Source organism: Clostridium sp. CM036 (assembly GCF_055081135.1).
Genome location: NZ_CM143652.1, coordinates 2,527,214 through 2,548,896 on the forward strand (window position 1 = coordinate 2,527,214; position 21,683 = coordinate 2,548,896).

At 31.1% G+C, this 21,683-nt stretch carries 16 protein-coding genes; 7 read left to right on the forward strand and 9 right to left on the reverse strand.

All coding sequences use genetic code 11. The annotated features are described in order from the left end of the window. Positions 1-52 precede the first annotated feature (52 nt). The 8 genes from ACWJKE_RS11900 to ACWJKE_RS11935 all read right to left on the reverse strand — a co-directional run bounded on the left by ACWJKE_RS11900 (position 53) and on the right by ACWJKE_RS11935 (position 9,437). Positions 53-1,057, reverse strand: coding sequence for an isocitrate/isopropylmalate dehydrogenase family protein (locus ACWJKE_RS11900; protein ID WP_462958845.1), 1,005 nt, complete (start codon positions 1,055-1,057; stop codon positions 53-55). Between the two features lie 4 nt (positions 1,058-1,061). After that, on the reverse strand, positions 1,062-2,996 hold the full coding sequence (locus ACWJKE_RS11905; protein WP_462958846.1) for an aconitate hydratase: 1,935 nt from the start codon (positions 2,994-2,996) through the stop codon (positions 1,062-1,064). A 52-nt stretch (positions 2,997-3,048) separates the two neighbouring features. Further along, entirely contained in the window at positions 3,049-4,440 is a 1,392-nt protein-coding gene (locus tag ACWJKE_RS11910) for a beta/alpha barrel domain-containing protein (protein WP_220286930.1), read from the reverse strand. Positions 4,441-4,737: 297 nt separating this feature from the next. After that, positions 4,738-5,580, reverse strand: a complete 843-nt coding sequence (locus tag ACWJKE_RS11915; protein ID WP_216303334.1) for a CPBP family intramembrane glutamic endopeptidase — start codon at positions 5,578-5,580, stop codon at positions 4,738-4,740. A 282-nt stretch (positions 5,581-5,862) separates the two neighbouring features. After that, the gene (locus ACWJKE_RS11920) at positions 5,863-6,780 is read right to left on the reverse strand and encodes a sensor histidine kinase (RefSeq protein ID WP_220286907.1); all 918 of its coding nucleotides are present in this window, start codon (positions 6,778-6,780) and stop codon (positions 5,863-5,865) included. A 204-nt stretch (positions 6,781-6,984) separates the two neighbouring features. Beyond that, positions 6,985-7,740 carry an ABC transporter permease gene (locus ACWJKE_RS11925; RefSeq protein ID WP_462958847.1) on the reverse strand — a complete coding sequence of 252 codons (756 nt, stop codon included), beginning with the start codon at positions 7,738-7,740 and terminating at the stop codon, positions 6,985-6,987. After that, a complete protein-coding gene (locus ACWJKE_RS11930) occupies positions 7,733-8,656 on the reverse strand; it encodes an ATP-binding cassette domain-containing protein (protein ID WP_220286909.1) in 924 nt (307 codons plus the stop codon). Before ACWJKE_RS11930 ends, ACWJKE_RS11925 begins: the two co-directional genes overlap by 8 nt. 88 nt (positions 8,657-8,744) lie before the next feature. After that, positions 8,745-9,437: a response regulator transcription factor gene (locus tag ACWJKE_RS11935; RefSeq protein ID WP_216303330.1), complete on the reverse strand. Its 693-nt coding sequence runs from the start codon at positions 9,435-9,437 to the stop codon at positions 8,745-8,747. Between the two features lie 313 nt (positions 9,438-9,750). Here ACWJKE_RS11935 and ACWJKE_RS11940 point away from each other — a divergent pair, with 313 nt between their 5' ends. From ACWJKE_RS11940 to ACWJKE_RS11955, 4 genes are all read left to right on the forward strand, one after another. After that, a complete protein-coding gene (locus tag ACWJKE_RS11940; protein ID WP_216303329.1) occupies positions 9,751-10,440 on the forward strand; it encodes a response regulator transcription factor in 690 nt (229 codons plus the stop codon). Next, complete coding sequence (locus ACWJKE_RS11945) at positions 10,433-11,890, forward strand: sensor histidine kinase (protein ID WP_216303328.1); 1,458 nt, start codon at positions 10,433-10,435, stop codon at positions 11,888-11,890. The genes ACWJKE_RS11940 and ACWJKE_RS11945 overlap by 8 nt, the downstream gene beginning before the upstream one ends. A 112-nt stretch (positions 11,891-12,002) precedes the next feature. Beyond that, complete coding sequence (locus tag ACWJKE_RS11950) at positions 12,003-13,532, forward strand: ABC transporter permease (protein WP_220286910.1); 1,530 nt, start codon at positions 12,003-12,005, stop codon at positions 13,530-13,532. Positions 13,533-13,544: 12 nt separating this feature from the next. Further along, positions 13,545-14,231 carry an ABC transporter ATP-binding protein gene (locus tag ACWJKE_RS11955; RefSeq protein ID WP_216303326.1) on the forward strand — a complete coding sequence of 229 codons (687 nt, stop codon included), beginning with the start codon at positions 13,545-13,547 and terminating at the stop codon, positions 14,229-14,231. A gap of 130 nt (positions 14,232-14,361) precedes the next feature. Here ACWJKE_RS11955 and ACWJKE_RS11960 read toward each other — a convergent pair whose 3' ends face one another. After that, positions 14,362-15,111, reverse strand: a complete 750-nt coding sequence (locus ACWJKE_RS11960; RefSeq protein ID WP_216303325.1) for a MurR/RpiR family transcriptional regulator — start codon at positions 15,109-15,111, stop codon at positions 14,362-14,364. Positions 15,112-15,308: 197 nt separating this feature from the next. Between ACWJKE_RS11960 and ACWJKE_RS11965 the strand changes: the two genes are divergently transcribed. From ACWJKE_RS11965 to ACWJKE_RS11975, 3 genes are all read left to right on the forward strand, one after another. After that, the gene (locus tag ACWJKE_RS11965; protein ID WP_216303324.1) at positions 15,309-17,264 is read left to right on the forward strand and encodes a fructose-specific PTS transporter subunit EIIC; all 1,956 of its coding nucleotides are present in this window, start codon (positions 15,309-15,311) and stop codon (positions 17,262-17,264) included. Positions 17,265-17,334: 70 nt separating this feature from the next. After that, positions 17,335-19,944, forward strand: coding sequence for a glycoside hydrolase family 38 N-terminal domain-containing protein (locus ACWJKE_RS11970; protein ID WP_462958848.1), 2,610 nt, complete (start codon positions 17,335-17,337; stop codon positions 19,942-19,944). 15 nt (positions 19,945-19,959) lie between these two features. Then, a complete protein-coding gene (locus tag ACWJKE_RS11975; RefSeq protein WP_216303322.1) occupies positions 19,960-21,648 on the forward strand; it encodes a sugar phosphorylase in 1,689 nt (562 codons plus the stop codon). The last annotated feature ends 35 nt before the right edge of the window (positions 21,649-21,683 follow it).

Here is a 21,683-nt window from a genome sequence, read left to right on the forward strand (position 1 = left end):
CCAAATATAACTCATGAGCAAGTTGCTCATGAGTTATTTGTTGTTAATTATTTTATTTCCCCATTTTTCCAATGATCGCTTCAGCGAACTCGCGAGTCCCAGTATTTCCACCTAAATCACAAGTTAAATGTTCGCCTTCTTTTAAAACATCATCCACAGCTTTCTCTATTTTATTTGCCGCTTCTACTTCTCCTATAAATCTTAGCATCATAACACCTGATAGAATACACGCAGTAGGATTTGCTAAGTTTAAGCCAGCTATATCTGGAGCAGATCCATGAGCTGGCTCAAAAACCGCACCTTCTTCTCCAATATTTGCACCTGGAACTAGTCCTAGCCCACCAATTAACCCCGCTGCCATATCTGATAATATATCTCCGTATAGGTTAGGCATTACAAGCACATCATATTTTTCTGGGTTCATTACAAGCTTCATGCTCATCGCATCTACTATAACATCTCCAAAGCCTATATCTTTGTGCATGGTCGCTATGTTTCTTGCACATCTTAAGAACAATCCATCGGAAAGTTTCATAATGTTTGCTTTATGAACAGCTATTACTTGTTTTCTATTCTGCTCTTTTGCCAATTTAAAAGCATATTCTACTATTCTATCACTAGCTTTCTTGCTTATTACCTTTATGCTCTCAGCAATATCCTCTGTAATCATATGTTCTATTCCTGCATATAAATCTTCACTGTTTTCCCTTACTATTATTAGATCTACATCTTCAAACCTTGATGGAACCCCCTCATGTGTTTTTATAGGCCTTATATTAGCATAAAGATTTAATTCCTGTCTTAATGTAACATTAACACTTTTAAACCCCTTACCAATCGGTGTAGTTACAGGCCCTTTAAGTGCAACTTTATTCTTTTTAATGCTTTTTAAAACGTAGGAAGGCATAGGAGTATTAAATTCCTCTATAACCGCGGCACCCATACGCACCGTTTCCCAATTAATTGTGACTCCACTTTTTTCTATTACTTTAACTGCAGCAGAAGTTACTTCCGGCCCAATTCCATCACCAGGTATAAGTGTAATATTATGTTCCATACTTCTAAACCCCTCCCTTTTTCTTGTTTTTCATAAGATTTATTAATCCACCATATATAAGCATCTCTTTTTCTCTTTGAGTTACTTCAGGTAGAGTTTTATACTCAGATCCTTTTGTTATATTTTTTACAATAACTATGCCTTTTTTAATTTGATCTACGGCACCTTCTATTATTAATTCATCCATAATAGCTATATCTTCATAATCTTTAATGTCTTCAAATACCAATGGGATTATAGCATTGTTAATCAAATTAGCCTTATGAATTCTTGCAAAAGATTTCGCGATAACGGCCTTAATACCTAAGTAAAGAGGTGCCAATGCCGCATGTTCACGACTGGAGCCTTGCCCATAATTTGATCCGGCAACTATGATTCCACCACTATTCTCCTTAGCCTTAGTTGGAAATCTCTCATCACACGGAGTTAAACAAAATTCTGATAGATAAGGTATATTAGATCTAAATGGAAGTAATTTTGCATTAGATGGCATTATATCATCCGTTGTAATATTATCTTCTAATTTAGTTAAAACTTTTCCTACCACATTTCCCTTTAATTCTTCCGCTTTAGGGAATGGCTTTATATTCGGTCCTCTTTTCACTTCTATATTTTTACCATCCTCTGCTGGGTTTATTATTAAATTATCATTAATCAAGAATTTTTCTGGCATGGGCACTTTAATTGCTTCACCGAGCTCTCTTGGATCCGTTATATATCCTGTAAGTGCCGATGCAACAGCCACTTCTGGACTTACAATATAAACATTCGCAGACACCGTTCCAGATCTACCTTTAAAGTTTCTATTAAAGGTTCTAAGTGATACTGCTCCAGTTGAAGGCGCTTGTCCCATTCCTATACATGGACCACATGCACTCTCTAAAATTCTTGCACCAGCATCAATCATATCTCCGAGTCCACCATTTTTGGAAAGCATATTTAGAACCTGTTTTGAGCCTGGTGCAATAGCAAGTGACACTTCATCAGGTATGGTTTTTCCTAGAAGTATTTTCGACACCTTCATCATATCAACATAAGAAGAATTAGTGCAGCTTCCTATTAACACCTGGTCTACCTTTATGTCTTTTAAAGATGATGCAGAGACTACCCTATCCGGACTATGAGGACAAGCAACAAGAGGCTCAATTTTACTTAAATCTATTTCAACTATCTCATCATATACTGCACCATCATCTGCTTTAAGTTCCACATAATCTTTTTCTCTACCTTGTGCTTTTAAGAATTCATGTGTAATCTCATCACTCGGAAAGATTGAAGTTGTGGCTCCAAGCTCTGCGCCCATATTAGTAATTGTTGCTCTTTCTGGTACGCTTAGATTTTTCAGCCCGGAGCCAGCATATTCAAATATTCTATTAACTCCGCCCTTAACCGTTAAGAGTCTTAATAATTCTAATATAATATCTTTAGCTGAAACCCAAGGGTTAAGCTTTCCTAATAAATCCACCTTTACAATTTTAGGCATTGTTATATAATATTCTCCACCGCCCATAGCAACCGCAACATCTAATCCTCCTGCACCTATAGCAAGCATCCCTATTCCCCCACTAGTGGGAGTATGACTATCCGAGCCAAGTAAAGTTTCACCTGGAACTCCGAATCTTTCTAAATGAACTTGGTGGCAAATACCATTGCCAGGTTTAGAAAAATATATGCCATGTTTTTTAGCAACAGTTTGTATATATAAATGATCATCTGCATTTTCAGGCCCGGTTTGCAAAATATTATGGTCTATATATGCAACTGATTTTTTGGTTAATACTTTATCAATTCCCATAGCCTCAAATTGAAGATAAGCCATTGTACCTGTAGAATCTTGTGTTAACGTTTGATCTATTTCAATTGCGATTTCACGTTCGAAAATCATTTCACCCTTAACTAAATGAGCCTTAATTATTTTTTGTGCAACAGTAAATGCCATGATATCCCTCCATTTTTCATTTATAAATAGAATTTACAATGTCTAACTTATATTAACAAGCTGCAGTCTTTTGTGACTTTACACTTAGCTGTGGAATAATCTCTTTTGCAATTAATTCAAGCTCTTCACTTTTCATTACAGTATTTCTTCCAGTTTCATATTGCTTATCAACCCATTCTTTTATAACATTAATTCCCTCATCTTTTTTACTTATCTTGTCTGTTCCCCTTAATCTAAAGTAAGTATTAACCCAAGCTGCTATACCTGCGTGTCCTGAATGTTCATTAACTGCTACAACAATTGGCCTGCCTAATATTTTCTCAGTATCAAAAATATTATATATTTCTTCATCTTTTAATATTCCATCCGCATGTATGCCAGCTCTCGTAACATTGAACTCACTCCCTACAAATGGTGTTCTAGGTGGAATACTATATTTAAACTCACCTTCAAAGTATTTGCCAATTTCACTTATCAATTTAAGATTCATATCTTTTACATTTCCTCTTAGTTGACCATATTCTATAATCATAGCCTCAAGTGGACAGTTACCTGTTCTCTCACCAATACCAAAAAGCGACGTATTTATAGCTGCACATCCATGAGTCCATGCTGTAGTAGCATTGGTCACTACATTATAAAAATCATTATGTCCATGCCATTCAATACACTCAGGCGGAACTCCTGCATAAATTCTTAATCCATGTATGATGTTTTGTACACTCCTTGGTAACTCGGTTCTCGAGTAAGGTAACCCAAGGCCTAATGTATCACATGCTCTAATCTTTATCTTGATACCCGATTTCTTAGAAAGTTCCATAAGTTTTTGTGCTAGTGGCACCACAAATCCAAAGAAATCAGCTCTAGTTATATCTTCGAAATGACATCTTGGAGTTATGCCATTTTCTAATGCTTCTTCTACCAATGAGATGTACAAATCCAGGGCCTGCTGTCTTGTTTTATTCAATTTTTTGAATATATGATAATCAGAACAAGACATAAGTATTCCCGTTTCTTTGAGCCCCATGTCCTTCACTAGCTTAAGATCTTCCTTGTTGGCTCTTATCCACGAAGTTACCTCTGGAAATTTATATCCTCTTTCTAAACACTTTTCAACCGCTCTTCTGTCTTTTTCGGTATATAAAAAAAACTCCGTTTGTCTTATTATCCCTGAATTATTATCAAGTTTATGTAGGTAATCAAATATTTTAATTATTTGTTTATCAGTATAGGTATCCATTGCCTGTTGCCCATCTCTAAAAGTAGTATCCGTAATCCAAATATCTTCAGGTATAAACATTGGAATCTGTTCATTATTAAAAACCATTTTTGGAATTTCTGAGTATGGAAATATTTCTTTAAATAACCTAGGTTGTTCTTCATTACTTGCCTTAAAATTATTTATTACCCTCTTATGGGAATCATTGTAATTTGTTATCTTCATCTCTTTCATTTATTTTCCTCCTTGCTGTATACCCTATCTCTATTTATAGAATATACATATTTGAATTTTATATGCATTAAACTTTCAATTTATTTATTATTATATAGCCTAAACGCAATTTTGTAAAGATATTCTGCAATTTCTTATAATTAATCCGTCATTTTTTTGTTCATATCAATATTTCCCTATACCCTTAAGTAATAATTGTATCTTTCTTTAAAGTAATAAAATGCACAAAATCCTCCATTATAAAGATAATTATCTTTATAATGGAGGATTTTGTTTTGTGGCCTAATATTATATTTCTATAGATTCTTTGTATATATCTAGCTTATTTCCTGGTTTATTTTGATTAAGCCATCTGTAGGCAACAATTAAAATTATGCTTCCTACAATAAAAGCTGTACCATGAATTAATGTAGCATACTTTCCGCTTATTAATTGGAAGGCTCCTGAAATTGAGATCGCCGTAGAATTATTTATAAAGTGTGCAAATATACTTAAATAAATTGAACCTGTATTCAAATATATAGATCCAATAATTAATCCTAGCAAAAATGCATTTATGCCCTGAGGAATATTCATATGCATCAACGCAAAAAATAAGGCTGATACTATAAGTGCCAATGTTGGATTTATTTTGTTAGCCATACCCCTTAGCAATATCCCTCTAAAAACAATTTCTTCATATATAGGTGCTATAACAACAGCACTAAGTATCATTATAATAGGTGACATCGCCAGCTCCTCAAATGCTTGATTTATAAAATCAGGCATAGGTATCTTATTAACCCAGTAAATTAAACTATTATCATATACTATACGAAAGCCTATAATTATTAAAGCAACATAAATAAAATTCTTTCTATTAAACCTTTTTTTATGAATTTTTTCACAGGAATTTTTACTATGCCACTTTAATAAAAGAGTAATAATGAAATATTTAACTAACACTCCTGTAACAAATTTCAAATAGGGGGCTACTTTTGTAAAACGTTTAAAAAATAAATTTAAAATTTCTATGGGTATTTGACCTAATATCTCCAATAAAATTGCTGTAAGCATTACAAGAAAAGCTTTAATTATAGTCATTTGTTTAACAGTTATCGCTTGATTTTCTATATTTTTTAAAAATTTCATATTATAACACCCTCTAACTTATTATATTTTAACATAGTTGCAGTTTATACCATCCTAAGTATACTATATATGTGTTTAACTGTCGTTAAATTACATATATTATATTACTTACCAAATTGGTTATTTTAATAAAGGTGTATATTACATTAAATATATATTATATAGATGAAAAAAGTTATCCACATTGTTTTCCGAAAGCTGTTTCCTATATAATCAAAAAATAACAAGCCAGAAGGTGGCTTGTTATTTTTTTGAAGATGACTTACTTTAAATTCGGACTATCTACTCTGTAATAGACTTTAAACATTTCCACCTTATTATTATGCTAAGATTTCCTTCTACTAGTTCCACTGAAATTTCATGCCCCATTTGTTCAACTAGTTGTTTTGTTATAGCAAGTCCAATCCCTGTACTTTTCCCTGTTCTTGCTCTATCTGCTGTAAAAAATCGTTCAAATAAACGCTTCGCATCTTCATCACTTAAATTTTGGGCAGCATTTTGAAATATTGTAACAATGTATTCATTACTGCGTTTTAAAGAGATGGCTGCATATCCTTCACCATATTTAATAATGTTTTGTATTAGATTTGAAAACACTCTCTTTACTTCAACTTCATCTCCTATAATAAAATAAGGTTTTTCTTCTATATCAATTTTAGGTTCCACTTCGCAATTTAAAAAATCATTATAAAATGAAGCCACGCATTCACACAATATATTATTTAAGTTTAATGATTTCATATCAAATTTATATTCATTACCTTCTAGTCTTGATAAATCATAAAAACTAGTTATTAAGGATTCTAAGGATTTTGTTCTGTTTTTTACTATATCTATATATTTCTTATTTTCATCTTCAGATAAACTATTATTATCAATTAATTGCATATACCCCATTATCGAAGTTAATGGAGTCCTTAAATCATGAGATATATTTGAAATAGCTTTTCTAAGCTCTAAATCCATCTTTTTATATTTAGCTTCTGACTTTTGTTTTTCTTCTAGGTTTTTGTTTATTCCCAAAGCTAACCCATGTAATTGCTTATTATCATAAGATAATAGTATTTTTGAACTAGTCTTAGTCTTATTAATTTTGTTTAATTGATTGTTTATACTTTTAATTTCACTATATAGGAAAACATAAAGGGTAACAGATATGACTACCGCAGCTAGTAATAAAATTATTATTATTCTTTGCATAAATATCACCCCTTCCTCTAATATCTAAAATATATTATCCGTATGCTACTCTAATTTATTTAACGACATTTCAGAAGGAAAGTCCCCCTCTTCTATAAGTAGGAGTTACTTGCCCTAATAAATAGAAAACTTCAGTGGGAATATAAATCTCCTTCTGAAGTCGATAATACAGCTTCTGTGAAGCTGTTGCAGCTCCGCAGGAGATCATTTAACTTCCTTTTTTTCAAAATACACTATAGTTATAATTGTAAATACTAATGTATAAATAACTCCCATTAAAACCGAAGATATTATAGTTTCGCTTGTTAATGATGATGTTGAAATTTCATTTATTTTTTTTGTAATAAGAATATTTTCCAGGTATTTAAACTTATCAGAAACAAAGAATGAACGCACTCCAATAATCTTGTCTGTAAATATAAATATTCCAGAATAGACAAATGCAAAAATAGTATTATTTTTAATAATAACAGCTAAGAAAGTACATATTGCTATAGCTGCTATCCATAGAGGCGTGGCTACTAATGATTTTTGACAAAACCTTATTATAGTTATAATTAGTTCATTATTTACTCCAAATACTACAAATGCGCTCCCAAAATACAAAACTAATATAATAATTTCTGCTATAAATGCAAGGATAACTGTAGTTATAAGCTTTGATAAAATTATTTTACTTCTTGTAACTCCAAAAACCACAACATTTCTAAGCGTTTCATTTTTGTTTTCCTCCGATGTAATCATATCCACAAATCCAACTACTAGAAATATTGGTATAATAAGGGTTGACATAGTGAACTTATCAAACATACTATTAATACTATCAGTGGGAATATGACAATGTACATTTAAAATCATAACATTAGCTAATATAGATAAAATACCTATAGAAGCTGTATAAGCCCAAAAATATACTCTATTAAAACTTCTATAAAGTTCAGCTTTTATATAATTAATCATGCTTATTACCCCCAATTAAATTTACAAAATACTCTTCTAAACTCACACCACTGTTATTAATTGAAAATAGCTTAATTCCATTATTAATAAGCGCCTCTGACACTCTCTCTGGAGTATCTATGTGCTGATATAATCTAATTTCATTTCTATTTAACACTTCATATTCCATGGCTCCTAGCTTATTTTCTATTATAACGGTGGCTTTTGAGGTATCATCTACTTTAATTAATAGGTATCTTCTACATTTTTCTTCTAGATTCTTTGCAGATATTTGCTCTACAAACTCGCCCTTATTAATAAATCCATAGGTATTTGCAAGTTGAGATAGCTCACTTAATATATGGCTAGATATAATTATTGTCGTATTTCTTTCTCTATTAAATTTTAATAAAAGTTCTCTTAATTCTATTATTCCAGTAGGGTCAAGACCGTTGGTAGGTTCATCTAAGATTAGTAAGTCAGGACTTGTCATTATAGCTAGCGCGAGCCCTAATCGTTGTTTCATGCCAAGTGAAAAATTTTTGAATTTTTTCTTGCCCACATCCTCAAGACCTACCATTTTAATTGCCTTATCCACACATTCTTTTTCTACAACGCCCCTTTGCAATCTATAGTATTCCAAATTTTTCTTTGCTGATAAATACTTGAAAAAACTTGGTGTTTCAACCATGCATCCAAGCTTTGTCCTTGAATTATTTAAACCGGCTTTTGATACTTCATTAAAAAGTTCTATTTCTCCGCTTGTTGGTATAGATAATCCAGATATCATCCTAAGAATTGTTGTTTTTCCTGCACCGTTCTTACCTACAAGTCCGTAAATATCCCCTTGTTTTAATTCTAAATCAACATTATTTACGGCAAAGTCCTTACCATACTTTTTAGTTAATTTTTTTGTTTTTAAAATTATATCCCCCATTAAATTCCCTCCCCTTATCTTATATATTTATAATAGTACTTAAAGTATAAGAAACCTTAAGGAAACCCTTAAGAAAGTATTAAGATTTCTAGCTCATCTTATAACCAATTCCCCATACTGTATGAATATACTCACTATCTGGATCAATTTTTGCTATTTTTGAGCGAAGGTTGCTCACATGAACATTTACAGTGTTATCATCACCAAAAAACTCATCATTCCATACAGTCTCAAATATATTTGCTTTAGTAAACACCTTATTTGGGTAAGACATTAACATCTCTAAGATATGAAACTCTCTTGGTGTAATGTTAATATTTTCTCCTTTAACTAGTGCCTCTACTGCTTCACTATTTAAAATTAAATCTTTATACTTTAAAATATTTTCACTTTTACTTTTATTAGAAAATATCATATATCTTCTGAGTTGTGATTCAACCCTTGCTAGAATTTCATTTACATCAAAAGGCTTGGACACAAAATCATCTGCACCTAGTCTTAGTACTTCTATTTTTGTATCCTGTGCTGTCTTCGCAGATAAAACTATTATTGGCATAGTTTTAATTTTTCTTATGATTGATATAAGCTCCTCCCCAGATATACCCGGTATCATTAAATCTAATAAGATAATGTGAAAATCATACTGATTTATGCACATTCTTGCTTCCGATCCTGAATATGCAGTTTTCACATAGTATCCATGTTTACTCAATATTCCACATAACAAATTATTTATATCTATATCATCTTCTACCACCAATACACTTATATTATCATTCATCCTACTCATCCTTTATAAATTAATTTCATACATCATCTTACATATGGAATTTTATCCATATATAGTTTAGATTTATATAATTTCAGTATACTTTTGTTTTATTAATTTGTAAAATTATTAAAGTATTTCCTTTATAATACCTATTATGGGGATCTGAATCTTGATAATTAGCTAATATAAATTGTTCACTACGTTACTAATTCAAGTAATATCTATTGGACAGTCAGCTGAAAAAGGTCTGTAGTGACTAATGTTTACTTCTCATATTTTTATCATAGTTATGGTATACTATCATTTTAAGGCGGTGATAATAATGGATGTAATAAAAGGTCTGATTCTTATTGTTGATGATGAAAGTAGAATTAGACGAATGCTTAAGGACTTTCTCGTTAGTCATAAATATGAGATACTTGAGGCAAGCAATGGAAAAGAAGCGATGGAAATGTTTTATTCTAATAACAGTAAGATAGATTTAATTTTATTAGATGTAATGATGCCAATGAAGAATGGATTTGATGTACTTTCTGAAATTCGTGAAGACTCGATTACTCCAATTATTATGCTTACTGCTAAGGGGGAGGAATATGATCAATTGGCTGGATTTAAATTTGGTGCAGATGATTATATATCTAAACCTTTTTCGCCGTCATTACTTCTTGCACGACTTGAAGCTGTATTAAAAAGAACTGGTAAGCGAAAGGTCGAAAATGTTGTTATAGGCAATATATCAGTTGATAAGTTAAAAAAAGAAGTAGTTTGTGCCAATGAAAAATTAGACCTTACACCCAAAGAATATGATTTACTTTTATACTTTATTGAAAATAATGAACTAGTTTTAGCCAGAGAACAAATTTTAGATGCCGTTTGGAATTATGATTATGTAGGCGATGCAAGAACAGTTGATACACACATAAAGCAATTAAGAGCAAAACTTGTATTCAATTGCCAATATATCAAAACCGTCCATGGCGTTGGTTATCGCTTTGAGGTGAAAAATGAATAAGACAATTAAAACTAAAGTTACTATATTTGTTGGGCTAATTATTTTTTCAATTGTAATATTACAAGTAATATTCAATATATTTTTAGCAAATCCATATTTTAAGGCACAAAAAAGCAATGTAATTGAGCAACTATTTAGTCAAATCAATCAAAATTACAGTGATGATGATACAAATTTATACAATATCGTTAACCACCGCGAAGAAACTGATAATTTAAAAATTACAATTTTAGATAAATTAAATAATGTTATTTATAATAGTTATGGGGGAAATAATCCATTTCCCCCAGATGCACCTCCTCGTTTTAAAAGTGAAAAGGGTAGAGTAATATTTTCTGAAAATCCACGCGCTGAGTTGCAGGTGAACTATAGAACAAATGAAGAAAGCTTAATGCTTCACGGAATAATAAATTCTAAAAATGGAAAACGATTCATTGTAATTGAAACACCCATTTCTGGAGTTGAACAGAGCGCAAAAATTCTCGCTAAATTTAGTGTGTTTATTTCTATTTTTGCATTACTATTTGGTGGATTTGCAGCATATATATTTGCTTCGAAATTCAGTAAACCTATTAAACAAATTGATGAAGTGGCACGAAATGTGGCTATTTTGAATTTTACTAAAAAAGCAGATGAAAATTTGCCTGATGATGAAATAGGAAGGTTAGCTAAGAACATTAATATCATGTCGAATACACTTTCACAAATGATTTCAAAGCTTACAAGCGCAAATCAAGTCCTGCAGAAAGGTATTGATTACCAAAAGCAAATAGAAAAAATGAGAAGAGAATTTATTGCGAATGTTTCCCATGAGTTAAAAACCCCACTTTCATTATTATTGGGATATTCCGAAATGTTAAAAAATGATGTAGAGGGTATCGATAAAACCTTTTATTATGATGTAATTATTGATGAAAGCCAAAAAATGGATCAGCTTGTTAAGAGCTTGCTTGATATTTCAAGCATTGAAAATAATTTGGTTAAATTAAAAAAAGAAAATATTAAATTGGGAGAAGTTGCATCACTTCTTACTGCAAAAAACCATGTATTGTTTGCAAAAAAAGATATTATCTATAGTCCGCATTTTGAAAATGATTGCTGCGTTAGTGGTGATAAAATACACTTAGAGCAAGTGATGAAAAATTATATGATAAACGCAATTTCACACACAAAACCAAATAATATGGTTAAGATATCTGTTAAGAAACAACAAGAAAATGTGGTGTTTTCAATATATAACGAGGGCGTAAATATTCCTATTGAGAATATCGACAAGATATGGGACAGCTTTTATAGGACGGATCAAGCAAGAACAAGAAATGACGAAAACAATGTTGGATTAGGGCTTTACATTGTTAAAACAATTATTAACGCTCATGAAGGCGATTATGGTGTTATAAATCATGACGGTGGCGTTGAATTTTGGTTTTCTTTGAAAAGCACAAATTAATAATTTAATCTGCTTAACGCTTAGGCGTTAAGCAGATTTTTTTATTTAAGCTCACAAAAACATCACAACTGTTAAATATAATTAGAATTAAAGAAGGAGATGATTAGTCACTATGTATATTTTCAAAAATGCACTTAAAAATATTTCGAGAAATCTAGGTCGAAATATTTTAATAGGAATTATTGCGCTTGTAATCGCAGTTTCTAGCTGTGTTGCTTTATCTATTAAACAAGCAGCAAAAACTGCCCAGAATGAGGGACTAAAAGACTTATCAATTACAGCCACAATTGGAGTGGACATGACAAAAATCCAAGAACAAGCTAAGAATGACAGACAGGCATTACGTCAGCTTATGCAAAACAATCCGGCTATTACCTTAGCTGAAATGCAAAAATACTCAAATTCAAGCTATGTTAAAGATTTTAATTACTCATTAGAAAGTTCTATTTCAAAAAGTGATGGCATCGAGCCATACACTGAAACTGAGACCACGACAACCGGAGATACAAATGGATTTAAAGTTGTCACTAGTGACAAAAAAGACTTTGGAGGTATGGGGCAACAGGGTGATTTCACAATTAGGGGATATAACACAGAAAATGCAATGACATCCTTTGTAAATGGTACAAATAAAATTGCATCCGGTGGAATTTTTTCATTTGATAAAGCAGATAACTCCTGCCTAATAAGTGATACACTATCAACTTTTAACAATTTAAAGGTTGGTGATAAAATAAAGTTATCAAACCCTAATTTAAGTACGGAAACATATGAACTCACCATAAAGGGCATTTATAGCACAACCGCTACAAGCGATAATAAAATGATGAGATTTTCCGCATCGCAGGATCCTGCAAATTATATTTATACAAACTACAACACACTAAAAGCAATTACTAATAACTCAGAAAATAAGGCGCAAAAATCTACTGACCAGAATGAAAACGAAACTACAACAGCTTTAAGATACCAAACTAGTGGTATATATTCTTTTTCAAATATAGAACAATTTAATAACTTTAAAGCTGATGTGGTATCACTTGGACTATCCAAAGACTATGCGGTTACATCAGAAGATGTAACTAATTACGAGCAAAGCTTAGTTCCACTTAAAAATTTAAACAAATTCGCAGACATATTTCTTTTACTTGTTTTTATAATCGGTGGAACGATTTTAGTTGTACTTAACATTTTCAATATTCGTGAACGTAAATATGAGGTAGGAGTATTGACTGCTATTGGAATGAAAAAAATAAAAGTTGCATTTCAGTTTGTTATAGAGCTATTTTTAGTTACTTTTGTTGCAATAATTATTGGGACATCAATTGGAGCAATAGCTTCTGTACCAATTGCAAACACATTACTTGAAAGCCAAGTAACATCAGCTCAAACACAGCAATCCACCCAAAATGAAAATTTTGGAAGACCGGGAATGGGTCAAGCTGGAGGAAGTGTTCAAATTCGAAATTCTTCAAAAAATAACGATGTCAGCTATATTAAAAATATAACAGCAGTAACTGATATTAATGTAATATTGCAGTTAATTGGAATTGGTATACTACTTACAATAATTAGTAGTTGTGGAGCAACAATATTTATCTTACGCTATGAACCGCTTAAGATATTGTCAAATAGGAATTAGGGGGAGAGGTATATGAGTATATTAAAACTTGAAAGTTTGTCTTATTCTTATGATGGTAATAATCAAAAGATTTTAAATGATATTAATTTTGAATTTGAAAAGGGCAAAATCTATGCAATTATTGGAAAATCAGGCGCAGGTAAAAGTACACTTTTATCTGTATTATCGGGGTTAACTACTCCAACTGAAGGGAAGATTTTATATGATGGTAAAGATATTAAAAAAATAGATAAATACCAATATAGGAGCCGAATGGTGGGAGTTATATTTCAAGGATACAATTTGTTGCCTCAACTGACAGCACAGGAAAATGTGGTATTATCACTTGATGTATCTGGAAAGAAACTAGAAAATAAAAATGAAATTGCTCTAAATATGTTATCAAATTTAGAACTTGATGAAACAAAATCAAAGCGTAGAGTCCTAAAGCTTTCTGGTGGTGAACAGCAAAGAGTTGCAATAGCAAGAGCATTATCATATAATCCAGATATAATTTTAGCTGATGAGCCAACAGGTAACCTTGATAAAGACACAGAAGAAGGCATAATGAAGATTTTTTTAGAACTGGCAAGGCAGCAAGACAAATGTGTAATTATCGTTACTCACTCATCAAAAGTAGCTACATTCGCTGACAAAAAAATAATGATTGCTAACGGAAAATTCGATAATAACGATGATAGCAAGCTATCTTCGCTTTAAAATCCACCCCACTTATTCCGTAGATGACTTCCATTTTAAATGAAATTAAACCCTCTTATTTAATTAAGAGGGTTTAATTTCGTATTAATATTGGCTTATATAGATTAATTACATCATCAATTTTCCTTATTTATGTTATTTTTGTGTTATTAATATAATAAGCAAAAATTATGTCAATAATAACCAAAAGAGTAGAGCGTGCTGTTATATCATAACCATATAAATTGTTTTTTTCAGAATAAGCATTTATAGAAATATCTACAAGTTTAGATAAAGTAGAATCAGGAGTATTAACAATAGCAACAGTTTTAAAATTCCTATAGCTTAGTTTTTCAGCAATAGTAGTTAATGTATGAGTCTCTCCACTGTTTGATATAAAAATTATCAAATCATCATGGGTTGAACTTTTATCTAAAAGATCAATTATCTGAGATTCATATATATAGAAACTACTCTTGTTGGACTGCATTAATAGTTTTGAAAAATATTCACCCATGGGCTTTGAGAGGCCAACAGCGACTATAATGATTTTCTGAGACCCTTTTATCATTTTGACTAGTTTATTAATGTTTCCTATAGATAATTTATCAAGAGAGTGATTGATATTGTTTTTAATTACACCTATATAGTTATATATGTTAGGAGTAGATGGTATGTCAATATTTTTTAATATATATTTAAGCTCTGAAAAACCAGATAGTCCAAGTTTACTACACATTCTAACAATAGTGGTATTGCTGACATTGTTTTCTTCAGCCATCTTGGTAAGAGATTGTTCTTTTGCCTTTTCTAAGTTTGAGTCTATGTAATAGAAAATATGTTTTTCAGCATAAGTTAAGTAATTTAACTTATCAGCGAAATAGTTAACAACAACACTCAAATATAATACCTCCAATTTTTATGATGTTTTATAACGAATATTATAATTACATTATACACATCATAATGCGGAAAAGTAAAATTATACTTTCTTTGTATAACAAAACTTTATCTCTTTATGTAATAATTATCTTGTAAATGTAAAAGATTTCACAAATCAATAAGCCCTCATATATAAAATGATAAAGGAGAATGATCATGGATTTAAAAAATATGACTAATAGTGAATTAATCATTTTAAATCAAAAATCTTTAAAAAAAGAAGAAGTTATAAAAAAACTAATAGACAAACTTTATGATCAAGGTATACTTTCATCAAAAGAAGAATTTTTTAAAACTGTAATGGAGAGGGAATCACAGTCTCCAACAGGACTAGAAAGAGGGGTTGCAATACCACATGGTAAATCAACTTCAGTAAATAAAGCAGCTTTTGCAGTGGCTAGGTTAGAAAGTCCTATAAATGATTGGGAAAGTGTAACGGAAAATAATGATGTTGAATTAGTATTTTTATTAGCTATCCCCAAAGCAGAAGAAGGCTCAACTCATTTAAAATTGTTAGGTGAACTTGCATCAGCTTTAATGTATGAAGACTTTACCACAAATTTAAAGAAGGCTAAAGATATTAAAGCGTTTATAGCGGCGCTAGATTATAAAAAGGTTAATAATGAAGTTGTAGAATATAATAAGACAGTTTTAGCTGTTACATCTTGTGCAGCAGGAATAGCTCATACATATATGTCTGCTGAAGCACTAGAAAAGGCCGGTAAGGAAATGGGAGTTAGAGTGCTTACTGAAAAGCAAGGCGCTAACGGTATAGAAGATAGACATAGCCAGGACGATATAAAAAATGCAGATGGAGTAATATTTGCCTGTGATATAGCCGTTAAAAACATTGAAAGATACAATGGTAAATCATTTGTAAAGGTAAAGGTAGCAGAACCACTAAAGGATGCTAAGGGTTTAATTGTGAGAGTTTTAGAAAATCCAGATGGCAAAGTAGAGAGTGGAGCTGTATCAGAATCCTCTGTGGATAGCGGTGTTAAAAAAGGCTTCTTAGCTGGAATGATGGAAGCTATAATGACTGGTATTTCTTATATGATTCCAGTTATAGTTGCAGCTGGTCTTATGATGGGTATAGCAAAACTTTGGGCTATGGGCCTAGGTCAAATAGATAACTTGAATAAATTAGGAGAAAGCGCAAATCAATTATACGTATTCTTATATTATTTAGATAAGTTTGGTGCATTAATATTTAAGTTTATATATCCAGTATTCGCAGCATATGTAGCATATTCAATTGCAGATAGACCGGGTCTTGTACCAGGATTTATAGGTGGTGCTTTTGCCGGTGGATTGCATTATACCTTCTGGGAAATCAAAGGAGGGATACCTTCAGGATTCTTAGGTGCTTTAATTCTTGGTTTAGTCGCAGGTTACTTAACCAAGTTCTTAAATGAAAAGATCAAGTTACCAAAAGATCTTCGAGCAATGAAGCCAATGTTCTTATTACCAGGTATAGTTGTATTTGTTATTTTTGTGCTAAATTTCTATGTTATTGATCCTGTCTTTGGAGGTTTAAATGGTTGGTTATCAAATTTAATTGCTTCTTTTAATACTGGAAGTACATTAATATTAACTTCTATAATAGCAGCTTGTACAGCATTTGACCTTGGAGGGCCAGTAAACAAGGCAGCAGGTGCTATAGCTATGGGGCTTGCAGCAGATGAAATATTCCCTTTAACAGGAAGAGTATTATCTATAGTAATTCCTCCAATAGGGCTTGGACTTGCAACAGTTTTAGATAAATATATAGTTGGAAGAAGAGTATTTGATGAAAACTTAAGAGTTGTTGGTAATACATCTATTGTGTTAGGGCTCATAGCAGTTAGTGAAGGCGCAATACCATTTATGTTAAAAAATCCATTAATAACCATTCCAATCAATGTAATTGGTGCAATAATTGGTTCATGTACAGCTGTTGCGCTAGGCGCTGTTCAATGGAATCCATTACCAGCAATATGGGGATGGCCTTTAGTAGAAAATTTATGGGCTTACATAATAGGATTAATAGTAGGTGTATTATTCATAGCTTTTGCTAATATTTTTATAAGATATCATATTATTAGAAAACACGAGAAAAAGACAGCTTTATAAATAAAAGAACTAAAAGCTATATTTATAGCTTTTAGTTCTTTCACTAGTGATTATGATTTAGGAGGAGAATATGAATAAAAAGAAAAAGGTATATATAGTACCACATTCTCATTGGGATAGAGAATGGTACTTTACAATAGAGGATTCAAACGTACTGCTAAGCCAAAACATTCCATACCTTATTGAAGTGTTAGAAAAGGACTCAGAATTTAATTCTTATACATTAGATGCACAATTATCAATAGTTGAGGAATATTTAGTGCTTTATCCAGAAGATAGGGTGAAATTAGAAGAATTGATTAAGGAAAGAAGAATATTTGTAGGGCCTTGGTATACTCAAACTGATACATTGCTTGTAAATAAAGAATCAATAATAAGAAACTTATTATATGGAACAAGACTAGGAAATAAATTTGGCCACTCTATGACGGTAGGATATCTACCCGATGTATTTGGACAAAATCAATATTTACCTTCAATTTTTAGGGGTTTTGATATAGAAGACAGCATACTTCAAAGAGGAGTATACACAGAGGATTTAAAAGATAATTTAAACTTTAGATGGTCATCACCTGATGGAGAAAGAGTTAATGCTAATAATATTTTCTTGGGTTATGGCCCGGGTAAATTTCTAACTACAGATGATAAATATATAGAAGAAAAACTTATACCAATGTTAGAAAAGTTGGAATCTTTAAATGTGGGCTCAGATGATCTATTATTGCCAGCAGGAGGAGACCAAGTTCTAGTTAGAAATCATTTTCCAAAAACTATAAAAGAGCTTAATGAAAAGCAGTATAAGTATGAGTTTATATTGTCTAACTATGAAGACTTTATGAAGGATACAATGAATAAATCTTTTGAAAATGAGATAAAAGGAGAACTAATAGCTTGTCAAAAATCAAGGATACATAATACTATAAAATCTCAAAGGTATGATATTAAAAAAGCTAACTATGATGTGGAAAATAAGATACTTTATATATTAGAGCCACTTGCTGTTATAGGGAACTCCTTAGGGTTAAAATATCCAACTCCATGGGTAGATATAATGTGGAAATCATTATTTGATGTTCATGCTCATGATAGTATAGGTGGATGTAATTCTGATGCTACAAATAGAGGAATTTTAAATAGGATCGAGAAGTCTGATAGGATTTGCTCAGGATTAATTAATGTAATTAAAAAGCAAATTACTACAGCTATTAGTAAAAAAGTAAGAAATGAAAATATAGTTGTATTATTTAATACTAAAGTTTATAGCTCAGTAGAAAATGTTGAAACAGTTATATTTAGTGTGAAAAAAAACTTTAACTTAAATACAATAGAAGGAAATTCGGCCGAGTTTGATATAGTTAAAAGAGATTATATAAGTGGCGGAAAGCAAGTAGTGGCAAGTGCTGATGGAGATACTCAAATAGAGCTTCCTGGCTATTATAGAAGTGAAGTAATTATAAAAAATGAAGAGCTTAAAGCTTTGGGATATAAGACCCTTATCGTTAATGAAGGTGAAATAAACAGTGAAAATATACTAGAAGTTATTGAGGACCATGAAATAGATAATAACTTCTATAAAATAAGGTTAAAGGATAATGAAATTACATTAATAAACAAAAAAACAAGTGAAGAAGTTACGGACATCTTCTATTTTGAAGATAGTGAAGATTGTGGAGATTCTTACGATTATTCTCCATCTTCAAATGGAGAACGCACAGTTATAAGTAAGGCTATTCTTTTAGAAGTTAAAAAATCTAAGAACATAAACAAGATGATTATTCAGCATAGAGGAGTTAATTATAAATCTTGTGAGATAATTGTAAACACAGAAATAGAGCTTAGAAATGGTGAATCCACTATAAGAATCAAGCATCATATAGATAATACGGCAAAGGATCATAGAGTAAGAGTTGTTTTAAATACTAATGTAGTTAGTTCAACTTCACTAAGTGACCAGGGATTCTCTTTTATTGAAAGAAGTAATACTAATAAATATCTAAAAAACTGGAGAGAAAGTGGATTTGTAGAAGCACCAGTACCAATATATGCCTTAGAGAATATGGTTATGTTAAAGGATGAAAAGTATACTTATGGGGTTATTACCAAGGGCATTAAAGAATATGAAATTCTAGAGAATTCAAAGATAGCATTAACACTATTTAGAAGTGTTGGGTTACTTGGACGTGATGATTTACTCTGGAGACCAGGTAGAGCTTCTGGAATAAACAATAAGGTTGTTTACACTCCAGATGCACAAATGATCAAAAAAATGAATTTTGAATATGCCATAACTCTAAGGGATTCCTCGGAAGAATTATTTAAACAAGTTGACAAATTCATTGGAAGATATACAAGTTACCAAAAGCAGAATCTGAATTTATTTGAAGAGAGAGTAGAAAGGTTTGAGATTCCATTAAATCTTGATGTTAATGGAGATGAATATTCATTAATGAAAATAGATAACGCAAATATAATACAAAGTGTATGTAAAGAATCCTACGAGAAAGATGGGTTTATAGTAAGATTATTTAATCCAGGATATAGTGAAGAAGTGGTTAACTTATATTGTGATAAATTTAAATCCATAAAGTTAACTAATCTTTATGAAAAAGAGATTGAAGAAGTTAATGGAGAAATTAAAGTTAAGCCTAGAGGATATGTAACTATAAAGATAATAGTATAAGAAGTGGAGGTTTTTATGAATAATTTAGAATTAACTAGCGCTGTAGTTGAAAAATTAAAGTTTATTTATGGATCAGAATATAAAGATGAATTTAAAGATGAAATTGAAAAACTGATAAATAAGTGGGAAGAAATAAGACTTACAAAGGCAGATGCTATTTCAGAAAAAAATGTATATTTGATAACTTATGGAGATAGCATCTATGAGGAGGGGGTTCCAACAATAAGAACTTTAAAGAAGTTCTTAAATAAAAAGGTAGGAAACACTATAACAGACATTCATATTCTTCCAATGTTTACTTATACCTCTGATGATGGATTTTCTGTGGTTGATTATATGGAAATAAATAAAGATTTAGGTGATTGGGGATGTATAAAAAATTTATCTGAGGATTATAGATTAATGTTTGATTTTGTAGCTAATCACATTTCTAAATCAAGTAGCTGGTTTAAGGGCTACTTAAGTAATGAAAAAAAATACGAAAATTATTTTATAAAAGAAGATAATAATTTTAATACTAAAAATGTTATAAGGCCCAGAACATCACCATTATTCCATAAGTATGAAGGCGAAAGTGGAATAAAAACAGTATGGACAACGTTCAGTGAAGACCAAATCGATGTGAACTTTGGATGTTTTGCAGTTTTATTAGAAATGACAGATATATTATTAAACTATGCTAGAAATGGCGCAACATCAATAAGGTTAGATGCTATAGGTTTCTTATGGAAGCAGTCTGGCACAAACTGCATGCATCTCCCTCAAACCCATGCAGTTATTGAGGTTTGGAGACTATTGTTTGATTACTTTAAAGAAAACACTCAAATAATAACGGAGACTAATGTACCTCACAGTGAAAATATAAGTTACTTTGGAGATAAGAGTAATGAAGCAAATATGGTATATCAATTTCCGTTACCACCACTAGTACTATACACTCTTACAACCCATAATTCTAAAAAGTTAACAGAGTGGGCAAATACTATAGATAAGGTATCTGATACAGCTACATATTTTAACTTCTTATCAAGTCATGATGGAATAGGGATGAGACCAACAGAAGGAATCTTAACTGATAATGAAAGACAAGTTTTAGTAGATAAGGTTAATAAAAATGGAGGAAGAGTTTCTTATAAGAATAATGCGGATGGAAGTAGGTCGGTATATGAACTTAATATTAATTATAATGATGCTATTATAAATATAGATGAAGATATTACTTTAGAGGATGAAGTTAATAAGATAATAGCTTCAATTTCAATATTACTATCTTTTGTAGGAGTACCTGCTATATACTATCATTCATTATTAGGATCAAGAAATGATTATAAGGGCTTAGAATCGTCAGGAATAAATAGAAGAATTAATAGAGAAAAGCTTGAATTTAGCAAGCTATCTAATGAATTAGATAATGATGAAAGAAAAAAGGCTATATTTAATAGAACAAAGGAATTAGTTGAAATTAGAAAAACACATTCAGCATTTTCACCTTTTGCATCTCAAGAGGTTTTAGATTTAGGAGAAAATATATTTGTATTAGAAAGATATAATGACCATACTAAAGAAAAGATAACATTTATAGTAAATGTAGACTCAAAAACAGTAAAAATCAACCCTAATATTGTGGGAATTGACATAGTTACAGGCAGAGAAATAAAGGGTAATATTGATCTAAACCCCTATGAATTTGTATGGATAAAGTAACCAATAAGCCCCCCCTATAGGTGGGGCTTATTAAA

Excerpts from the sequence above, each read along its gene's own strand:
- ACWJKE_RS11900 (WP_462958845.1), bottom strand. The coding sequence starts at position 1,057 with ATGGAACATAATATTACACTTATACCTGGTGATGGAATTGGGCCGGAA.
- ACWJKE_RS11905 (WP_462958846.1), bottom strand. The coding sequence starts at position 2,996 with ATGGCATTTACTGTTGCACAAAAAATAATTAAGGCTCATTTAGTTAAG.
- ACWJKE_RS11910 (WP_220286930.1), bottom strand. The coding sequence starts at position 4,440 with ATGAAGATAACAAATTACAATGATTCCCATAAGAGGGTAATAAATAAT.
- ACWJKE_RS11915 (WP_216303334.1), bottom strand. The coding sequence starts at position 5,580 with ATGAAATTTTTAAAAAATATAGAAAATCAAGCGATAACTGTTAAACAA.
- ACWJKE_RS11920 (WP_220286907.1), bottom strand. The coding sequence starts at position 6,780 with ATGCAAAGAATAATAATAATTTTATTACTAGCTGCGGTAGTCATATCT.
- ACWJKE_RS11925 (WP_462958847.1), bottom strand. The coding sequence starts at position 7,740 with ATGATTAATTATATAAAAGCTGAACTTTATAGAAGTTTTAATAGAGTA.
- ACWJKE_RS11930 (WP_220286909.1), bottom strand. The coding sequence starts at position 8,656 with ATGGGGGATATAATTTTAAAAACAAAAAAATTAACTAAAAAGTATGGT.
- ACWJKE_RS11935 (WP_216303330.1), bottom strand. The coding sequence starts at position 9,437 with ATGAATGATAATATAAGTGTATTGGTGGTAGAAGATGATATAGATATA.
- ACWJKE_RS11940 (WP_216303329.1), top strand. The coding sequence starts at position 9,751 with ATGGATGTAATAAAAGGTCTGATTCTTATTGTTGATGATGAAAGTAGA.
- ACWJKE_RS11945 (WP_216303328.1), top strand. The coding sequence starts at position 10,433 with ATGAATAAGACAATTAAAACTAAAGTTACTATATTTGTTGGGCTAATT.
- ACWJKE_RS11950 (WP_220286910.1), top strand. The coding sequence starts at position 12,003 with ATGTATATTTTCAAAAATGCACTTAAAAATATTTCGAGAAATCTAGGT.
- ACWJKE_RS11955 (WP_216303326.1), top strand. The coding sequence starts at position 13,545 with ATGAGTATATTAAAACTTGAAAGTTTGTCTTATTCTTATGATGGTAAT.
- ACWJKE_RS11965 (WP_216303324.1), top strand. The coding sequence starts at position 15,309 with ATGGATTTAAAAAATATGACTAATAGTGAATTAATCATTTTAAATCAA.
- ACWJKE_RS11970 (WP_462958848.1), top strand. The coding sequence starts at position 17,335 with ATGAATAAAAAGAAAAAGGTATATATAGTACCACATTCTCATTGGGAT.
- ACWJKE_RS11975 (WP_216303322.1), top strand. The coding sequence starts at position 19,960 with ATGAATAATTTAGAATTAACTAGCGCTGTAGTTGAAAAATTAAAGTTT.